Origin of the sequence: Nocardia altamirensis NBRC 108246, assembly GCF_001612685.1 — a bacterium.
GTDB lineage: Bacteria > Actinomycetota > Actinomycetes > Mycobacteriales > Mycobacteriaceae > Nocardia > Nocardia altamirensis.
On the sequence record NZ_BDAY01000025.1, the window covers coordinates 110,472 to 129,130 of the forward strand.

7 protein-coding genes (1 of these 7 only partly in view) are annotated in these 18,659 nt (G+C 65.4%); 3 read left to right on the plus strand and 4 right to left on the minus strand.

What is annotated here, in order from left to right:
* On the minus strand, positions 1 to 10,699 hold the 5' portion of the coding sequence (locus tag NA11_RS16200; protein ID WP_069162717.1) for a non-ribosomal peptide synthetase. It extends 4,493 nt beyond the left edge of the window; 10,699 of the gene's 15,192 nt are visible here — the first part of the coding sequence; it begins with the start codon at positions 10,697 to 10,699; the stop codon falls past the left edge of the window.
* 510 nt (positions 10,700 to 11,209) lie between these two features.
* On the opposite strand from NA11_RS16200, the gene NA11_RS16205 reads away from it, so the two are divergent.
* Positions 11,210 to 14,452 (plus strand): AfsR/SARP family transcriptional regulator, encoded by a 3,243-nt coding sequence (locus NA11_RS16205; RefSeq protein ID WP_167837650.1) that lies wholly within the window; start codon positions 11,210 to 11,212, stop codon positions 14,450 to 14,452.
* A gap of 59 nt (positions 14,453 to 14,511) precedes the next feature.
* On the opposite strand, the gene NA11_RS16210 is transcribed toward NA11_RS16205, so the two are convergent.
* Entirely contained in the window at positions 14,512 to 15,159 is a 648-nt protein-coding gene (locus tag NA11_RS16210; RefSeq protein ID WP_141717611.1) for a 2OG-Fe(II) oxygenase, read from the minus strand.
* Positions 15,160 to 15,213: 54 nt separating this feature from the next.
* Complete coding sequence (locus NA11_RS16215) at positions 15,214 to 16,134, minus strand: helix-turn-helix domain-containing protein (RefSeq protein ID WP_069162720.1); 921 nt, start codon at positions 16,132 to 16,134, stop codon at positions 15,214 to 15,216.
* 171 nt (positions 16,135 to 16,305) lie between these two features.
* Between NA11_RS16215 and NA11_RS16220 the strand changes: the two genes are divergently transcribed.
* Together NA11_RS16220 and NA11_RS16225 are read left to right on the plus strand one after the other, a co-directional pair.
* Positions 16,306 to 17,493 carry an FAD-dependent oxidoreductase gene (locus NA11_RS16220; protein ID WP_069162721.1) on the plus strand — a complete coding sequence of 396 codons (1,188 nt, stop codon included), beginning with the start codon at positions 16,306 to 16,308 and terminating at the stop codon, positions 17,491 to 17,493.
* 110 nt (positions 17,494 to 17,603) lie between these two features.
* The gene (locus NA11_RS16225) at positions 17,604 to 18,113 is read left to right on the plus strand and encodes a hypothetical protein (RefSeq protein WP_141717612.1); all 510 of its coding nucleotides are present in this window, start codon (positions 17,604 to 17,606) and stop codon (positions 18,111 to 18,113) included.
* A 30-nt stretch (positions 18,114 to 18,143) separates the two neighbouring features.
* Here the strand turns inward: NA11_RS16225 and NA11_RS47170 are convergent, their stop codons facing one another.
* On the minus strand, positions 18,144 to 18,653 hold the full coding sequence (locus tag NA11_RS47170; RefSeq protein ID WP_084654662.1) for a tetratricopeptide repeat protein: 510 nt from the start codon (positions 18,651 to 18,653) through the stop codon (positions 18,144 to 18,146).
* Between the last annotated feature and the right edge of the window lie 6 nt (positions 18,654 to 18,659).

The following is an 18,659-nucleotide window of genomic DNA, read 5'->3' on the forward strand; positions in this document are numbered from 1 at the left end:
CGTCGAGCCGAGTCGCCAACTGCGCCACCGTCGGCGCGTCGAACACCGTCCGGATCGGCACCTCGACGCCGAGCACCACCCGAATCCGGCTCGCCAAGCGGGTGGCCAACAGGGAGTGCCCGCCCAACGCGAAGAAGCTGTCGTCGATGCCGACGCGATCGAGTCCGAGGATCTCGGCGAACAACTCGGCAAGTGCGCGCTCCTGCTCGTTGTGCGGCGCCCGATACTCGCCGCTGGCGGCGAACTCCGGATCCGGCAACGCCGCCCGATCGAGCTTGCCGCTCGCGGTCACCGGCACCGAATCGATCACCAGCACCGTCGCGGGCACCATGAACTCGGGCAACCGGTCGACCGCCCACCGCCGCACCTCGGCGGCCAGCAGGCCCGCCTGCGGATTGTTGGCATGGCCTGCCGGATCGCCCACCGCCGTCGGCACGTACACGCCTGTCAGCGGTCGTCCTGCGGTCGCCGCGGCGTCGAGGAAGACCGCTTCCATCCGACCCGGTTCGCCCGACCAGGTGACCGCGGTGGCGTATCCCAGTTGCCCGCCGAGCACGTGCAGGTCCTCGGGCAGCAAGCCGCTGCCCGTCCGCGCGGCGGCCTCGGCGAGCATCGCCTCGTAGCCGACGTTCGGTCCGTCGGCGCCTGCGTGGCCCGTCCGGATCCGGTGTGCCGCTTCGATTTCGCCGGTGAGCCCGGCATGCGGGATGCCGGTGACCCGGATGCCGTCACCGTGTCGATTCCGCAGCAGTGACCTCAGCCAATCATGGTCGCGGAATTCGACTTTCGGGACGTCGGCGACCGCTACCGGGGTGACCGGCGCTTTGCGCATGATCACGTCGTATCGGTAGCGCGTCAGCTCGTTCACCGAGGAGCCGCGTTTGAGTTCGATGTCGACGGCATCGATGTCGAGGACGCGGCTCATGGCCAGGAAGTACTCCGGCGCCAAGAGCAGCTCCTGCTCGGCGGCGATGTCTCGGCGTACCCGGTCCCTGACCGCGGCCGGGTCGTCGCCGCCGTTGCGGGCGATCTGCACCGCGGTCGTGAACTCTTCCAGCAGAGCCAGATTGCGCACATCGCCGACGAACACCGCGCCGCCCGGTGCCAGCACCCGCAGCACTTGCTCGAGGACGCGACGGAAATACCGTTCACCGGGGAAGTACTGGGCCACCGAGTTCAATACCACTGTGTCGAAATGACTTTCCGGCAATCCGGCCCCGTCGTCCGCGGCACGGACGCGCAACGCGACGCGATCGACCCACTCCGCGCCGAGCCCAGCCAACTGCGCGCGCAGTGTCGCGATGGTCTCCGCCGAGAAGTCCGTCGCCATGTACTCGGCGCAATGCGGCGCCAACTGCGACATCAGCAAGCCGGACCCCACACCGATCTCGAGCACCCGCCGCGGACGCAACGCACGGATCCGATCGACCGTCGCCGACCGCCACTCCCGCATCTGTGCCAGCGGAATCGGTTCCCCGGTATAGCTGCTGTTCCAGCCACCGAAGTCGGACCCGAAATCGCTGCCTGTGACGAGTTGCGCAGCGTCGGCCTCGGCGTACAGATCGTCGTACACCCGGCGCCAGTGGCCGACCAGCTCGTCTTCGCCGACTGTCGGCCCCAACGGGTCGGCGACCACGTAGCCGACCAACTGCTTCCCACCGGCAAGCCCGGTATCACGAGCCACCACCACCGCTTGGGCGACCGAGGGATGCTGCGCCAGCACCGTTTCGACCTCTCCTGGTTCGACACGGAAGCCACGGATCTTCACCTGATCGTCGGCGCGACCCGCGAACTCCAACTGCCCGAAGCTGTTCCAGCGCACCACATCGCCGGTGCGATACAACCGCTCGCCCGTCACATCGAACGGATCAGCAACGAATCGCGTCGCGGTCAGCCCAGCCCTGCCGTGATAGCCGCGCGCCAATTGCGCACTGGCGACGTACAACTCACCGGCGACGCCGACCGGCACCGGCGTCAACCACGAATCCAGCACGTACACCCGAGTATTGGCCACCGGCGCACCGATCGGCACCACGGCGTCCCTCGCGTCGTCGGGCACGCGATAGGCCGTCACATCGACGGTCGCCTCGGTCGGACCGTAGAGGTTGTCGATTCGGACGTCGCCGCACGTGGCCTGCAGCGCCTGAACCAGTCCTGGCGACAGCGTGTCCGCACCGGTGCTCACCTGGTTCAGGCTCCGGAACGCATTGCCAGGCAACGACGCGACGAGATCGACCAGCGCCGACAGCAGCGGTGGCGTCGCGAACATCTTCGTCACCGACCTGGTCGCGACCAACCGGGTGATCTCGACCAGATCCGAACGCTCTGCGGCGGCGATCACCAAAGTGGCGCCACCGCACAGCGCAGGCCAGATCTCGTAGGTGGAGGCATCGAACGCGATCGAAGAGTGCACCAACACCCGATCCTCGACACCGGCCCGCCAAGCCTGGGCCACCAGGTTGACGACGTTACGGTGCGTGATACCAACACCTTTCGGCACGCCTGTCGAGCCGGACGTGTAGATCACGTAGGCCAGATTCTGCGCCGTGATCGCCGACGCCCAGTCCACACCGAACCGGACAGGCCCGTCGACGGTGGGCGTTTCCTCGATCGTGTCGATGTAGAGGTGGGGTGTTCCGTTGTGGGGCAGGCGCTGTGCCGTGTGGTGATCGGTGAGAACGAGCACCGGAGCGGCATCGGCGAGGACGAACGTCAACCGGTCCGAGGAGTACGCCGGATCGATCGGCAGATACGCACCGCCTGCCTTGAGCACACCGAGCAACCCGACGATCAAGTCGGCCGAGCGCGGCAACGCCACCGCCACAATGCTGTCCGGACCGACACCCTGGGCGGCCAGAATCTTGGCGACCTGGTCGGCCCGACTGTCGAGATCCCGATAGGTCAACTCGACGTCATCGCAGACGACCGCGAACGCATCGGGCACGGTGGCAACCTGCGCCGCGAACAACCCGACCACGGTGTTGTCGAGGACAACGCTCGCGGTGTCGTTCCAGCGCTGCAACACCAGCGCACGTTCGTCGTCGCCGAGCACATCGATCGACCCCACCGGCGCGTCCGGCCGCGCAACCACCCGCCGCAGCAGCCGAACCAGTCGCTGCGCCATCGCCTCGACAGTCGACCGGTCGAACAACTCGGTCGCGTACTCGACGAACCCGGGCCACGGCGCATCGGCGGCCGCCTCGGCGATGTTGAAGAACAAGTCGAACCGTGCCGTCGCGGTAGCCGCGCGATAGGGCTCGATCCGCACTCCCGACAGCTCGAGCGCAGGCAACGTGTTGTTCTGGAAGGCCAGCGTCACCTGGAACAGCGGATGATGCGCCGCCGAGCGAGTCGGGTTCAACAACTCCACCAGCAACTCGAACGGAACATCCTGATTCTCGTACGCGGCCAACGCTTTCGCCCTGACCCCGCCAACGATCTCGGTGAACGGCGCCGCAGGAGCGACGGCGGCGCGCAGCACCCAGGTGTTGACGAAGAACCCGACCAGATCGGTGAGCGCCTCGTCGGTCCGGCCCGCGATCGGCGCACCGATCGGAATGTCTTCTCCCGCACCGAGCTTGAACAGCAGCACGACCAACGCCGACTGCAGCACCATCGAAACGGTCGCGCCCTCGCGGGCGGCCAACCGTTCCACTGCGGCACGCAGCGCCGGATCGATCTCGAACGGCACCACATCCCCGCGATAGCCGGCCACCCGAGGCCGCGGCCGATCCATCGGCAGGCGCAACTGCTCGGGCAGGCCGTCGAGTTCATTACGCCAGTAGTCGAATTGCCGAGCCAGCACACTGTCCGCGTCGTCGGACGAGCCGAGCAGTTCGCGCTGCCACAATGTGTAGTCCACGTATTGCACCGGCAGCGGCGCCCAGTCCGGCGCCCGGTGCGCCAGCCGAGCCGTGTACGCCGTCGACAGATCGGCCAGCAACGGCGTCAACGACCAGCCGTCGCCGGCAATGTGATGGATCAGCAGCACGGCAACGCATTCGTCGCCGCCACCGCGGAATACGCTGGCGCGGAGCGGAATCTCCGACGAGAGATCGAACCCGTACCGCACCGCTGCGGTCACCGCCGCGTCCAGCGCTGCGGGCGCTGCGACCTCGGTCACCGTGACCGGCACCTCGAGCCCGTCGGCATCGAGCACCCGCTGCGACGGCACCCCGTCGACATCGACGAAGATCGTGCGCAAACTTTCGTGCCGGACAACGACATCCACGATCGCCGCACGCAACGCCGACACGTCCACCCCGTGCAGCCGCACCGCCAGCGCCATGTTGTACGTCGCCGACGGCCCTTCCAGCCGATGGATGAACCACAGCCGCTGCTGCGCGTACGACAACGGAACCACCTCGGGCCGTTGCCGACCCAGCAACGCGGGCCGGACCTGGGCACCGGTATCCAGTCTGGTCGCCAGCTGCGCCACCGTCGGCGCGTCGAAGACCGACCGAATCGGCACTTCGACGCCGAGCACCACCCGAATCCGACTTGCCAAGCGAGTGGCCAGCAATGAGTGGCCGCCCAGCTCGAAGAAGCTGTCGTCCACCCCGACCTGATCGCGTCCGAGGATCTCGCCGAACAGCTCGGCAAGCTGCTGCTCCTGACGGGTGCTCGGCGCACGGTAGCGCACCGAGGACACCAGCTCCGGATCGGGCAACGCGCCGCGATCCAGCTTCCCGTTCGCGGTCATGGGCATGGCATCGAGCACCGTGATCGCCGCGGGCACCATGAATTCCGGCAACCGCTCGGCCGCGAACGCGCGCACGTCCGCACTAGCGAGATCATGGCCGACCACGTACCCGATCAGCTGCTTACCGCCGTCGGTGTCCCGCGCAACCACGACCGACTGGGCGACCGAAGGATGCTGCGCCAGCACCGCTTCCACCTCACCGGGTTCGACCCGGAAGCCGCGGATCTTCACCTGGTCGTCGACGCGGCCGACGAACTCCAGTTGCCCTGACCTGTTCCAGCGCACCACATCACCGGTGCGATACAACCGGCCGCCGGTCGCGTCGAATGGATCGGCCACGAACCGTGACGCACTCGCGCCTGCTCGACCGTGGTACCCCCGCGCCAGCTGTGGACCGGCCACATACAACTCACCGGCGACGCCCGCCGGAACCGGGTGCAGCCACGAATCCAACACGTACACACGCATATTGGCCAGCGCAGCGCCGATCGGTACAGCGCCGCCCGCGGATACGGCGTCGGCCGCGAACGTTGTGGCGAACACCGTGGTCTCGGTCGGGCCGTAACCGTTGTACACCCGCACCTCGGCGCTGCTCTGCACGCGCCGCACCAACGCCGAGGTCAGCTCGGCGCCACCGACGATCACCTGGTTCAGGCTCCGCAACGGTGCGTCGGGCACCGCTGCTGCCTCGTCGAGCAGCACCGACAGCAACGCGGGCGTCGAGAACATCTTCGTCACCGACCGGTTCGCGACCAGCCCGACGATCTCGGGAGGATCCGAGCGTTGCGCAGCGGCCACCACCACCGCCCCACCGCTGGTCAGCGCGGGCCAGATCTCGTACGTCGAGGCGTCGAAGGCGATCGACGAATGCACGAGCACCCGCTCGCCGGGACCGGTCGACCAAGCCTGGCAGGCCAGGTTCAGCACGTTACGGTGCGTCACCGCAACACCTTTGGGCACACCGGTCGAACCCGAGGTGTACATCACATAGGCCAGGTTGTCCGACCGCACGATGCCGGTCCGGTAGCTCCCGGTCGCGCCGGGATCGAGCGAGTCGAGGAAGAGCCGCGGCGCGGGGATAGGTGGCAACGTCGGCTCAGTTGCCTTGTCGGTCACGACAACAGCAGGCGCAGCGTCGGCGAGGACGAACGCCAACCGATCCGAGGGGTACGCCGGGTCGATCGGCAAGTACGCACCGCCGGACTTCAATACGCCGAGCAACGCCACGATCAGGTCCACCGAGCGCGGCAGCGCCACCGCGACAATCGTGTCGGGACCGACCCCGTCGGCGATCAAGACCTGGGCGAGCCGATCGGCGCGGCCATCGAGTTCGCCGTACGACACCTCGGTGTCCGCGCAGACGACGGCGACCGTGTCCGGGTGCGCGGCCACCCGCGCCTCGAACAACCCGACCACCGTGCCGTGCCGGTAGATCGGGACCGCGGTGTCGTTCCAGTGATGCACCAGCAGGTCGCGTTCGCCTGCGTCGAGGACGTCGACAGAGCCCACCGGAATACCCGGGTCCGAGGTCACCTGCCGCAGTATCCGCACCAATCGGCCCGCCATCGCCGCGACGGTGGCCCGGTCGAACAGCTCGGTGGCGTATTCGATGTATCCGTCCCAGCCGACCGCCGCGGGCACGTCACCGTTGTGCCTGGCCACGGCCGGGGCATCGCCGATATTGAAGGTCAAGTCGAATCGCGAGGTGGTGGTCGGCGGCAGATACGGCTGCACCGCGACACCCGGCAGCGCCAAGGTCGGCATCGTGGTGTTCTGCAGCGTCAGCAGCACCTGAAACAGCGGGTGGTGCGCCGCCGAGCGCGTCGGATTGAGCAGTTCCACCAGCAGCTCGAACGGCGCGTCTTGATTCTCGTAGGCGGCCAGCGCTTTCGCCCTGACGTCGGCGAGGATCTCGATGAAAGTGGCTGCCGGAGCGACTGTTGCGCGCAACACCCAGGTGTTGACGAAGAACCCGACGAGCTCGTTCAGCGCGTCGTCGGTACGGCCCGCGATCGGCGCCCCGATCGGAATATCCGCTCCGGCACCGAGTTTGCGCAGCAGGACCGCCAGCGCCGACTGCAACACCATCGACACCGTTGCGCCTGCCCGACCGGCCAACCGCTCGACCGCGGCACGGGTCTCGGCATCGATCTCGAAGAGCACCCGATCGCCCCGGTAACTCGCGACCCTCGGCCGCGGCCGGTCGATCGGCAGCCGCAGCTGGTCGGGCAGATCGGCGAGTTCGCCACGCCAGTAATCGAATTGCCGGGACAGCACACTGTCAGGGTCAGCCGACGAACCGAGCAATTCCTGCTGCCACAGCGTGTAGTCCACGTAGTGCACCGGCAGGGGCGCCCACGCCGGCGCCAGCCGCTCCATGCGCGCGGCATACGCCGTCGAGAGATCCTGCAACAGGGTGGCCGCCGACCAGCCGTCACCGGCGATGTGATGGATCAGCAGCACCAGCACCCACTCATCCGCACCGCAGCGGAAAACACTGGCGCGCAGCGGAATTTCCGATGCGAGGTCGAATCGGTAGCCCGCCGCCTGGGCAACCGCCACCTCGACTTCCGACAGCGCGATGTCGGTGACCGCCACCGGCACCTCGACCCCATCGAGCACCCGCTGTGCGGGCACACCGTCGACATCGACGAAAACCGTGCGCAGGCTTTCGTGCCTGGCCACCACATCGCCGACCGCCGCAACGAACGCAGGGACGTCGAAGACGCCCGTCAACCGCGCGGCCAACGGCACGTTGTAAGTCGCCGACGGCCCTTCCAGCTGCTGAATGAACCACAGCCGGCGCTGCGCGTACGACAGCGGAATCACCTCGGGCCGTTGCCGAGCCGTCAACGCGGGCCGCACCTGGACACCGGCGTCGAGCCGAGTGATCAACTGCGCCACCGTCGGCGCGTCGAAGACCGTCCGGATCGGCACCTCGACACCCAATGCCGCCCGGATCCGGCTGATCAAGCGCGTTGCGGACAACGAATGCCCGCCGAGCTCGAAGAAGCTGTCGTCCACGCCGACCCGTTCCAGCCCGAGCACCTCCGCGAACAGATCGGCCAAGACCTCCTCGCCCGCACTGCCCGGTGCCCGATAGCGGGCCGAGGACACCCATTCCGGGGCAGGCAGCGCGATCCGATCGAGTTTGCCGTTCGGCGTCAACGGCACCGCGTCGATCACCATCACCACCGCGGGCACCTGGAACTCCGGCAGCCGTTCCGCGACAAACCGGCGGACCTGTCCCCCGTCGAGTCCGTGACCGTTCGTGCTCCGATCGGCGACCACATACCCGACCAGCTGCTTGCCGCCGTCGGTGTCGACGGCGAGCACTACGGCTTGCGCGACCGAAGGATGGTGCGCCAGTGCCGTTTCCACCTCACCGGGTTCCACGCGGAAGCCACGGATCTTCACCTGGTCATCGGCCCTGCCCACGTACTCGAGCACCCCGAACGCCGTCCACCGCACCACATCGCCGGTGCGGTACAACCGACCGCCCGCCGAGTCGAACGGATCGGCAACGAACCGCCCCGCAGTCAGACCCGCCCGCCTCTGGTAGCCACGTGCCAACCCCGCACCCGCGACGTACAACTCACCGGCCACGCCCACCGGAACCGGCTGCAGCCACGAATCCAGCACGTACACGCGCATATTGCCCAGTGGAGACCCGATCGGACTGCCACCCATGGACCCGCGGGCTGCCTCCATGTCCAATCTCGTGACATGCACGGTGGTTTCGGTGATCCCGTACATGTTCACCAGCACCGGACCGGCCTCGACGCCTGCGGAATACCAGGGCCGCAGGTACGCGGGATTCAGCGCCTCGCCACCGAATATCACCATGCGCAAGGCGGATTCGGGGTTGCCTCCGGCCGAGCGCGCATCGGCGAGCGCGTAGAAGGCGGACGGTGTCTGGTTGAGGACCGTCACGCCTTCGGCGACGACCAGCTCCCACAACTGCGCGGGGGTACGCACCACGTCCCACGGCACGACAACAACCCGGCCGCCGTGCAGCAGCGCACCCCAGATCTCCCATACCGAGAAGTCGAATGCCTGGGAATGGCACCACGCCCAGACGTCCTCGGCGCCGAAGTCACACCACTGCGCGGTGCTCAGAAAGAGCGAGGCCACGTTGCGATGCGTGACGCCGACGCCCTTGGGCGTGCCGGTGGAACCGGACGTGTAGATCAGATACGCGAGATTCCCCGGCCGCAGCGGAGCATGCCGGACGATCCCGGACTGTTCGGCGTCATCGCCGTCGATCATGACCAGCACACCGCTGCCATCCGGAAGTGTCTGTGCCGTCGCGACATCGGTGAGGACGGCGACCGGCGCGGCATCGCCGAGCACGAAAACCAACCGCTCCGTTGGATATGTCGGATCGATCGGCAGATAGGCGCCGCCCGCCTTCACGACCGCCAGGATCGCGACGATCAGCTCCACCGATCTCGGCAGTGCCACCGCCACCACGCTGTCCGGACGCACCCCATGGGAAATCAAGGTGCGCGCAACGCGATCCGACCACATATCGAGCTCCCGATACGAGAGCTCCGTGGCACCGCACACCACGGCCACCGAGTCGGGCGCGCGGCGCACCTGCTCCTCGAACAACCCGACCAAGGTCGCCTCGGCATCGACCGGCACCGCCGTGTCGTTCCAGCCCTCGACCACCAGCGGCCGGTCGGCGCCGAGGATGTCGACCGCGCCGATCGGCGCACCCGGGTCGGTGATCGCCTGCTGCAGGTAGCAGGTGATCGCCGCGAGATACCTGCGCAGATCGGCCTCGGTATAGAGCTGCGCATCGCCCTCGATCCGCAGCGAGCCACCGCGATCCGACTCCCGCTCGTAATAGAAGACGATCGACAGATCCCCGCTGTTGCCCGCCGAATAGACCTGGAGATCGGCGGTGCCGCCCGACATCCGCAGCGCGCCGAAGAACGACATCACGTTGATCACCGGGCCGAAGAGATTCCCCTTGGTATTCGGCATTTTCCGGTCTCGCCTGATCTCCGACATGCCGTATCGCAGATGATCTCGTGCGCTCGCGATGGTGTCGCTGATCCGGACAGCCAACTCGCCGAGCGAGAGAGCTCTGCTCGAATCGACCAGCATCGGCACGGTGTCCGAGAGTTGGCACGGCGTCCGGCGCGGGATGGCGGCCTGATTCGACACCGGTATCTGCACACAGAATTCGTCGCGGAGCGCGTGCCGCTGGATCGCGGCCGCCGCGACCGACATCAAGAGGTACGGCAGCTTGACCCCGACCGTGCGCGCAGAGCTCAGCAGCGCGTCCAACTCCGCACTCGAAAAGCTTTGGGTACCACCGACTCGCCCCGGCCGCACGCCGTGCTCGGCGCTGCCAGGCAGCCGCACCGGTTCGATTCCCGCCGGAATCTGCCCGTCCCAGTAGGCACGATCGATCGCCTGCCGAGTCCTTCGGTACTCGAGATCGCTCTCGACGATGTCGTCGACGGAGACGAAATCCGCAGGCGGCACCGGGTTTCCGGCCATCAGTGCGCAGTACACGTCGAGCACCCGCTGCGCCAACGTGACGACGCCGACACCGTCCATGATGATGTGGTCGAAGCACAGCGACAGCACATAATGTTCGGCGCCGACCTCGAGTATTGCGACGCGCAGCAGTGCATCCAGCGCGAGGTCGAATCCCGACGCGCGTTCTCGGGCCATATAGTCGAACGCGGCCGCCATCGGATCCGGCTTCTCGGTGAAATCTACATAGCTCGGCCGCCATTCCCTGATATCACGTTCGACCTGCTTCGGCCCATCGGCGCCACGCACGAAATTGACCGCGAGAGACTCCGACTCGCCGTACACATGGTGCAGTGCCGCAGCAAAATGACCGAGGTTCAACTCGGTATGCATGTCGATGTATATGAGGCAATTGTTGGGAATATCCGAAAGTTCGTGCGCTATCCACAGCTCTTTCTGAATCGACGTCACACTGCGCAGCAGTGATTTGTTACCGGATTGCATAGCGAACTCCCTCGCTCATCACCCGTGCCTAGCGGTGCCGATCTTCTGCTAGCCGAACGTCTGTGGTGGTGAGCGTTCCTGGCACGTCCGATCGCACAGCCGGAGCAGGTCATAGGACATGCGCGTGCCACCCACCCTGAATCCCCTTGGGCGACAACCCCGTCCACAGCCCGCATCGACAGGCCGGTACGGTTGCTCAGCTGGTGCGCTGCGTTTACCCACTCGATCCGCCGCGATCCCGCGGCGTGTCGGCCGATCCAGCAAGTGGACGTTCGACCATAACAAGATGAGTAGGTGCGAGGTGACCGGTCGGTCGGCCGCCTCGTACGTTGTTGCCCCCGAATCTTGGTGCAGCACACTCGATCAGGATGTCGCGGCCGGCATAACTGCGGCTGTACTAGTGCATAAATGACTGGTCAAAGTGGTAACTATCGCCCCGTTCCCGGGCTTGTCGCGACCGTTGCCGCCTATGCTCTGCGCTGGCAGCACATGGTTCAGGAGGGCTTGTCCATGGCTAAAACTCAGATCAGATATGGAGTACTCGGTTCGTTCACGGCATGGCGGGATGACAGTGAAATCGACTTGGGCCCAGCGAAACAACAGGCAGTACTCGTAGCGCTGATGCTCGAGATGAACCGGCCGGTAACCGTGAACGCGATCATCGACGGGGTGTGGGGTGAACACCCGCCGAGCGACGCGCGCAACGGCGTCCAGACCTACGTCAGCCGACTGCGCCGAGCACTGGGATCGCGGCGCAAAGTGGCTGAGCCTGCGCTGGTCTGGTCCGAAACGGGGTACGTGCTGCACGGCGATCCGTCGCTGTCGGATCACGTCGCGTTCGATCGGCTGATCGCGACGGCCGAGCGGTGTCGGCGCGACAGCGACCTGGCCGCGGCGGCCGCGCACACCGATGCCGCGCTGGCCCTGTGGCGGGGCGAGCCGTTCAGCGGGCTGGCCGGCCCCATCATCGAGGCCGAGCGGCGCAGGCTGCAGGAGCGCTACCTGACCGCGCTCGAAGTGCGCGCCGCGCTCAAACTCGCCCGCGGCCACCATGCCGAAGCAGTCGCCGAACTCGCCCCGCTTGTCACGTCATATCCGCTGCAAGAACGGTTTCGGACGCTGCTCATGCTCGGTTTGTACCACTGCGGTCGCCAGGCCGAGGCACTGCTGGTCTTTCAGGATGCGCAGCGCAGGCTCGCCGACGAGATAGGGATCGAGCCCGGCCGCGAGCTCCGCGAGCTGCACCGGCGGATCCTGCGCGATGAGATCGAACCACCGCTCGACGCTGCCACCGCGGTGACCGACTACGAGCAGGAGTCGTCGCTGTCCGTTGCGAACTCGCACAGTGAGGGGACGGCGAACAGCACCCTCGAAGTGCGCGCCGAGTTGCTGCCGAGCCGCAACCAACTGCCCGGCGATATCGCGGACTTCACCGGCCGCACCGACGAGATGGGCAGTCTGCTCGCCGATCTCCCGCCGAAGCCGGCCCGCCCGACGGTGCTGATCGAGGCCATCGACGGTATGGCAGGCGTCGGCAAGACGACGCTCGCGATTCACGCGGCCCATCGGCTCAGCAGCCGCTACCCCGACGCGCAGCTCTACATCGACCTGCACGGGCACGCCGCCGAGAGCGCACCCGTCGAACCGATGGTGGCGTTGGACAGGCTGTTACGTGCCGTCGGCGTGCCGAGCGAATCCATACCGCCGGACCTGGATGCCAGGGCGGCGTTATGGCGCACCGAGATCGCGTCCCGGTCCGCGCTGCTCATCTTCGACAATGTCGCCGATGCCGACCAGGTGCGGCCGCTGCTGCCAGGCACGCCCAGCTGTCTGGTGCTGATCACCAGCAGGCGCAGGCTCGTGGACTTGGAAGTCTCGCAAACCCTTTCGCTCGATGTGCTGTCGCCCCAGGACGCGACGGCACTGTTCGCCACCATCGTCAACGACGAGCGGGTGCAGGCCGAAGCCGATGTGGTGGACGAGGTCGTTCGACTGTGCGGCTATCTGCCGCTGGCGATTCGCATCGCGGCGGGCAGGCTGCGGGCACGGCCCGTATGGCCCATCGATCGGTTGGCCGAACGGCTTCGACATCCGAGCCAACGCCTCGAACACCTGGCCGCGGGGTCGCGCAGCGTGACCGCCGCACTCGCCGCCAGTTTTCAAGACCTGCCGATCGCACAGCAACGGGTGTTCCGGCTGCTCGGTGTGCATCCCGGTCGCGACTTCGATGTTTATGCCACTGCCGCCCTCGCCGACATCGGCATCGACACCGCCGAACGAATTCTCGAAGCACTCGTCGACGTGCATCTGCTCGAACAGGCTGTCTCCGAACGGTATCGGTTCCACAACCTGGTTCGCGATTACGCCGCGACGCTGAGCGGCCCCGGCGACAGCGACCGCGGCGCGGCGTTGACCCGGCTCTTCGACTATTACCGGTACGGCGCCTGGGCGATCGGGCGCAAAATCCTGCCGGAGCGCGCAGGTCGCATCGCTGAGCTGTCGCGGCCGACGACACCGACTCCCGCCTTCGCCAGCCATCACGAATGCGTAACCTGGTTACATACCGAGCGCCTCAACCTGCTGGCCATCGCGCGCGAAGCCACCAAAGCGCGCTGGTCGGATTACACCAAGTTGTTCTCCGAAATCCTGTGGTGGCCTTACGTCACCGGGCTTCGCTGCTCCGACGATGCCATCACCTTGCACTTCGACGCGGTCGAGGTGGCACGCAGCAACGGGGAACAGGCCGAAGAATGCAGGCTGCTGGTCAACCTCGGCTACACGCTGTGGCGCATGCGGCATTGCCAGCAGGCGCTCGTCGTGCTCAACGACTCCATGCGCCTCGCGCACGGCATGCGCGACTATTCCAATGCCGCAAGGGCTATGCATCACAGCGGCCTCGTCTACTTCCGCATGGCGCACTATCGCGATGCGTTGATGGGTTACTACCAATGTCTTTCGTTGTCCCGGTTGATCGGCGACAAGTTCATGGAAGGCTATGCGCTGCAAGGACTCGGACAGGTCCACGAACGCATGGGCTACGTCAACGACGCCTACGACTACTTCGCGCAAGCCGTCGCCATCTCCGGCGAAACCGCCGACCCCTACCTGCGCTCCTGCGCCCTCATGCGCACCAGCGACGCCGACGTCCGAGTAGGCCGATACACCGACGCGCTCACCCATTTGCAAGAGGCCGGACAAGCTTTGGCCTCGATAACGTCGAAAACCCTATTCCACAACTATCTTTCGGTCCGCATCGGCACCGTCTACGCCAACATGGGCAAGTACGACCTCGCCCTCGACAGCTTCAGCGGCGCCATGGCGCGTGCCGAGCGAAACAACGACCTGATCCTCAAGTGCTGCACCCATCTCGGCATCGGCGACGTGCATCGCCGACGGGACCAGCGCCGCGAAGCGCTCGCCCACTTCGAGCGTGCTCTCCACATCGCCTGCGCGTCCGGCTCACCCTACGAAGAGGTCCTCGCCTACGACGCCATCGCCACCGTTAACTACGGCTCAGCTCACTATTCCGTTGCGCGCCAACACTGGAAGGACGGTCTGGCCATCGCCGTCGGCCTCGGCATCCCCGAAACCCGACGCATCGCCGAGCAGGTGGCAGGCATCGACTCCACTTTCCTCGCCGCCCGAGCAACTCGAGCCGCGGACGCCAACGCCAACGAATTCCGCAGGGCCGCAGACCTGATCCGCCTCGAGATCCCGCCTGCCCACCGTCCGCCCACTGCTGACGCGAGCTGACCGGGCCATAGATAAGGCTGGAATCCCTTGCACTACAAAGGATTCCAGCCTTCCACCGGTCAGTCCTGACCGGTCAGGTGGCGATTCAAGTCCGGCGGGCGTACTTCCCACTCCGGATTCGACTCGGTGTAGTAATTCATCGCCACCACAACTCTGATGTCGTCGGGATCCACCAGCTGCCTGACGTAATGGCTGTGCCGTCGACCGTCGAAGAGGACCAGGTGACCTGTTCGCGGCACGATTATTTCGCAGTCTTCGTCGACCTCTCGCACCGAGCGCACATCGCCACGGTTCGAGACGACGAGCTCGCCGCCGCCGGCCGGGTGGCTCGTGCAATAGAGCAGTGCCTCAACGGGATTCGTATCCACGTGACACTCGTATCGTTCGTTCTCGCTTTGGATGTTGAGCACCATGGCGAACCGGTCATCCAGCATCGTGGTGACGGTCTCCTCCGACATCGACTTCGCGACATCGAGAAACTCTCCGTCGTAGAGCTTGCGAAGCCAAGGCAAGCGGGCGCTCAGCACGCGTCCGCCGACTCCGCCGCAGGGCAGCTCCTCGTGCGTGGTGGCCTCGCGCGACGTCGAGTGACTGCTGACGAGCGTGCGTCCGATGCGCTCCTCTTCGGCTACCTGCATGATCTGGGCTCGCCAGTCATCGGGCAGCAGGTGGGTGACGTCGCGACTCGTCCAGTCAAAAGGGCTCATCCATGAGGCCTTTCAGGTCAGGGTAGGTGATGCAGTGGCTGTCAGGGAGTATGCCTAAGTTTTCGGCACAAGACGCGCCAAGGCGCGCGCAGCCAACCGCTGGCGTTCAGTGTCTACCAGGAAGTAGGCCCGAAGGGGCGACGAGGGTGGTTCGATGTACCCGATCCGTCCATCGCTTCCGATGTAATCTCGCACGTACTGGAACAAGACCGGGCTCTGATTCTTGAGGCCTTCGACGTCGAGCTCGAAGAAACAGAAGCCGACATACACGGTGTCGAGCGCAACACTGAACTTGCAGCGTTCCAGATCTTTTTCGCTGACATTCTCTCGCAGGAGCAGGGCCCGAAACTGCCGAATGAGCAGCTCGCGGTCCGGCATGTCGGGCGACAGAATGTAGTGATAGGTACGCTTTTTCGAAATATTCTCGGCAACGACCGTCAGAAAGTTACCCGCGGTCACACCCTGTTCGATCTCGCTGTCGACCTTCACGATGTCATCGTCGAGGTCTGTCGTGAAAATGGTGCTCGAAGTGCTGTGCCGCTCGAGCTCGAGCAGCTGCTCCTTGTCGAGCATGCCGTAGAGCGTCGCCGGACGCTTTGCCGCAGCCCGGGCCGCCGCTTCGATCTGCTCGGTCACGATAGTCCCGATCTTCGCGACAAAGGCCGACTCCGCAGCGATGTCGGCGCGCACGGAAGAGAATCCGGCTTCTACGAAACGCGCGAGCGGGCCGTACTGTAGCATCCCGGTCGGCGCCGTCACCGCATCCTCACTGAACATCAAGTAGTCCAGCGACACCTTGAAAAGGTCAGCGATCGCTACGAGTTTCTCGAGGCTCGGCATCGTTTGGCCGTTGATGTATTGAGACAAAGCAGCCGTGGTGATACCTAGCTCGGTCGACACCCGCTTACGGTTGCCGCGATACTCACCCTCATCGACGAGACGCTTCAGTGTTGCTGCTAACTTCACCTCGCGCATGGCTGCCCCTAGGTGTAGGCCCTCCCGATCAAGCGGAGCTTACCAGCGTTGAAATAGTTGCAAAGCCCTGCTTGACAATGCCGGGCCATCGCGTCACTCTCGAGCTCACAGGGAAGCGCACGAAGTCCGCGCAAGAAGCCCCTGATGATCCGGTGAAAAGAGGTGCCTCCGATGCATCACGTCCCTTCCCGCCAGATCGGGGCCGAGCCGGAAACCTTCCTCGAGACTGCTTTGCGCACATTGCGGGCGGTCGTCGTCGGCCACGGCATCGCCGGTCATCAGATCGTCTATGAGCTGTTCTCGGCAGGGCGCCGCGCCTGTCGCCCGATCGAGATCCTCTGGGTCGCGGATCGGCACGACCGTCGCATCGCGAGCTTCGGCGCGAGCGGGTGGCACATGCCCATTCTCAGCGGCGACCCGAGAACTGTAGCCTGGGCACATCGCTCACTCCGCCGGTGGAACATGCTGTCGGACTTAGGGTTCGGCGATTTCCTCGCCCGCACCGAGAGCGTGTTCCTCAGCCGGGAAGCACACATTCGGCTCCCGCACGGACATCCCGGTAAGGTCTCCATCGCGGATCCGGCCGACCTCGCCGCATCCTTCTACAGTCGAGCCGCACGCCTCGACGACGGGTCCATCATCTCGACCTGCACGCTGATGCCCCGCTTGTATCAGAAGGTCCGCCGACTACCCGGTGTCACATCACTCGTGCGCCATATTCGCGACCTCGCCGATCTACTGGACATCACCGCGGAATTCGGCGCCGAAGTCGCGTGCGTCGCCGCAGGCGATCGGGCGCAATTCCTCCTCGGAGACAAGCGAATCGAAGGAAACTTCGGCCTGTTGTTGCTTGTCGACCTGTCGAAGGTGCCCGCGCCGTTCGATCGAATCGTGCTGGTGGACAAGGATCGAGACCACGAACTGACGCACAGCATTCCGCATCGGGCCTGTGGCCACGTCTGCCTCGGCGGCGCCGCAGGCAGGCTCATCACCGAACCCGAGGAGTACGCCGAGCTCGAGCACGGACTCAGCGATGTGACCCGAGCTCCTCGCTATGTCATCGAAGCGATGCAAGGGATTCGAGACAGGCTGCTCGAACGATTCCCCTTGCTCGGCCCCGCCCTCGCGGATGGCGACTACCGATACTGGTACGGCCTGCGGCCCGCGGCCGAGCGGGCGATTGCGGAGTGGGTGCCGCGCAGTAGCGCTGGGCATATCGGCGTGCTGCACCTCGGCGGGTTGGGCGGCGCCGGATTCACTATCACCCCGGCGTTTGTGGAGGACGGCTTGCGCCTACGCAGACCAACAGAAGATATCGAGACACATTTGGGGCGGCCGACGCCCGCGCACTCGTCCTAGCAGCGCTCGAAGTCGCCGCATGTTAGTATATTTGGCGATGCTTTGGCTTGCCCTTGTTCGTAATGCCACAGCCTCAATTATCTGTGGCTGGAAGGCAAGGTGTGCAGCCCGTGAAGCGTTACCCCGTCAATACGCGGCTCACCGTGGGGTTCTCGCCAGTCGTCATGTCCTTGATCCGCATCCTGGCCGACGAGCGTGGCACGTCAGAGGCTGAACTGATTCAGTCGGCAATAGTAGCCACGCTCAACGACTTCGACGTTGCCGGCGATATCGAAGCACTGGCAGGCGCGGTCGACATCGATACCTACAAGACAGGCAGCACGCAATCCGGGGATTTCGATCCGCTGCAGGGTGCCGTTGTCCACAGAAGCGTCACACTACGATTCGCGAGTCCGGCAGATATCGACCTCGACAAAACGACCGCCGAGCGACTGATACGTTTCTGTACCGCCGCAAAGTTGAGTAGGGCGTGGGCAATTCGAATGGCAGTCGATCGATACCTCTTCTACGAGGTGACGAACACCGGATTCCGCACGGCACAGGCCATGGACAACACGACCGTCATAGACCGCACCTACTCGACTACCGATAGTGCGCAACAGTCCGAACAGCAAGCGTAGGGGCCCCGCCCAGACGAATCGTCACGAGGGCTACGGGCCGAATTCCAGTGTGACGAGGAAGGTGACAGCTGTCGCGGCCTCGGGAGCTCCGATACGCTGGTAGATTTCGATCGCCTCCCGCAGCTCGACCGGACTCCCCAGATCACCTATGCCCACTCGGCACCGCGCGATGCCCTCCAATGCGTGGGCTTGTTCGAGTTGGCTACCGATCCGACGGGCGAACTCGAGCGCATCATTGAACACCGTGAACGCTGCGCCCGCCGCACCCATTTCGAGCAGCAGCTTCCCGATATCAATGAGTACCTCGGCTTCTCCACGCTGGTAGCCGAGCTCATGGAACAGGGCAAGCGCTTGTCGATGCAGCTCAACGGCTTCGGCGTGCAGACCCGTCCGGGTTCGAACAATACCAAGATTATTCAACGCGCTGGCCTCACCAAGACGATTACCCAGCTGGCGGTAGAGCGCCAACGCCTGACGATGCAGATCAACAGCCTCGGCATGCAAACCGCTCCGAGTCCGAACAATACCAAGATTATTCAACGCGCT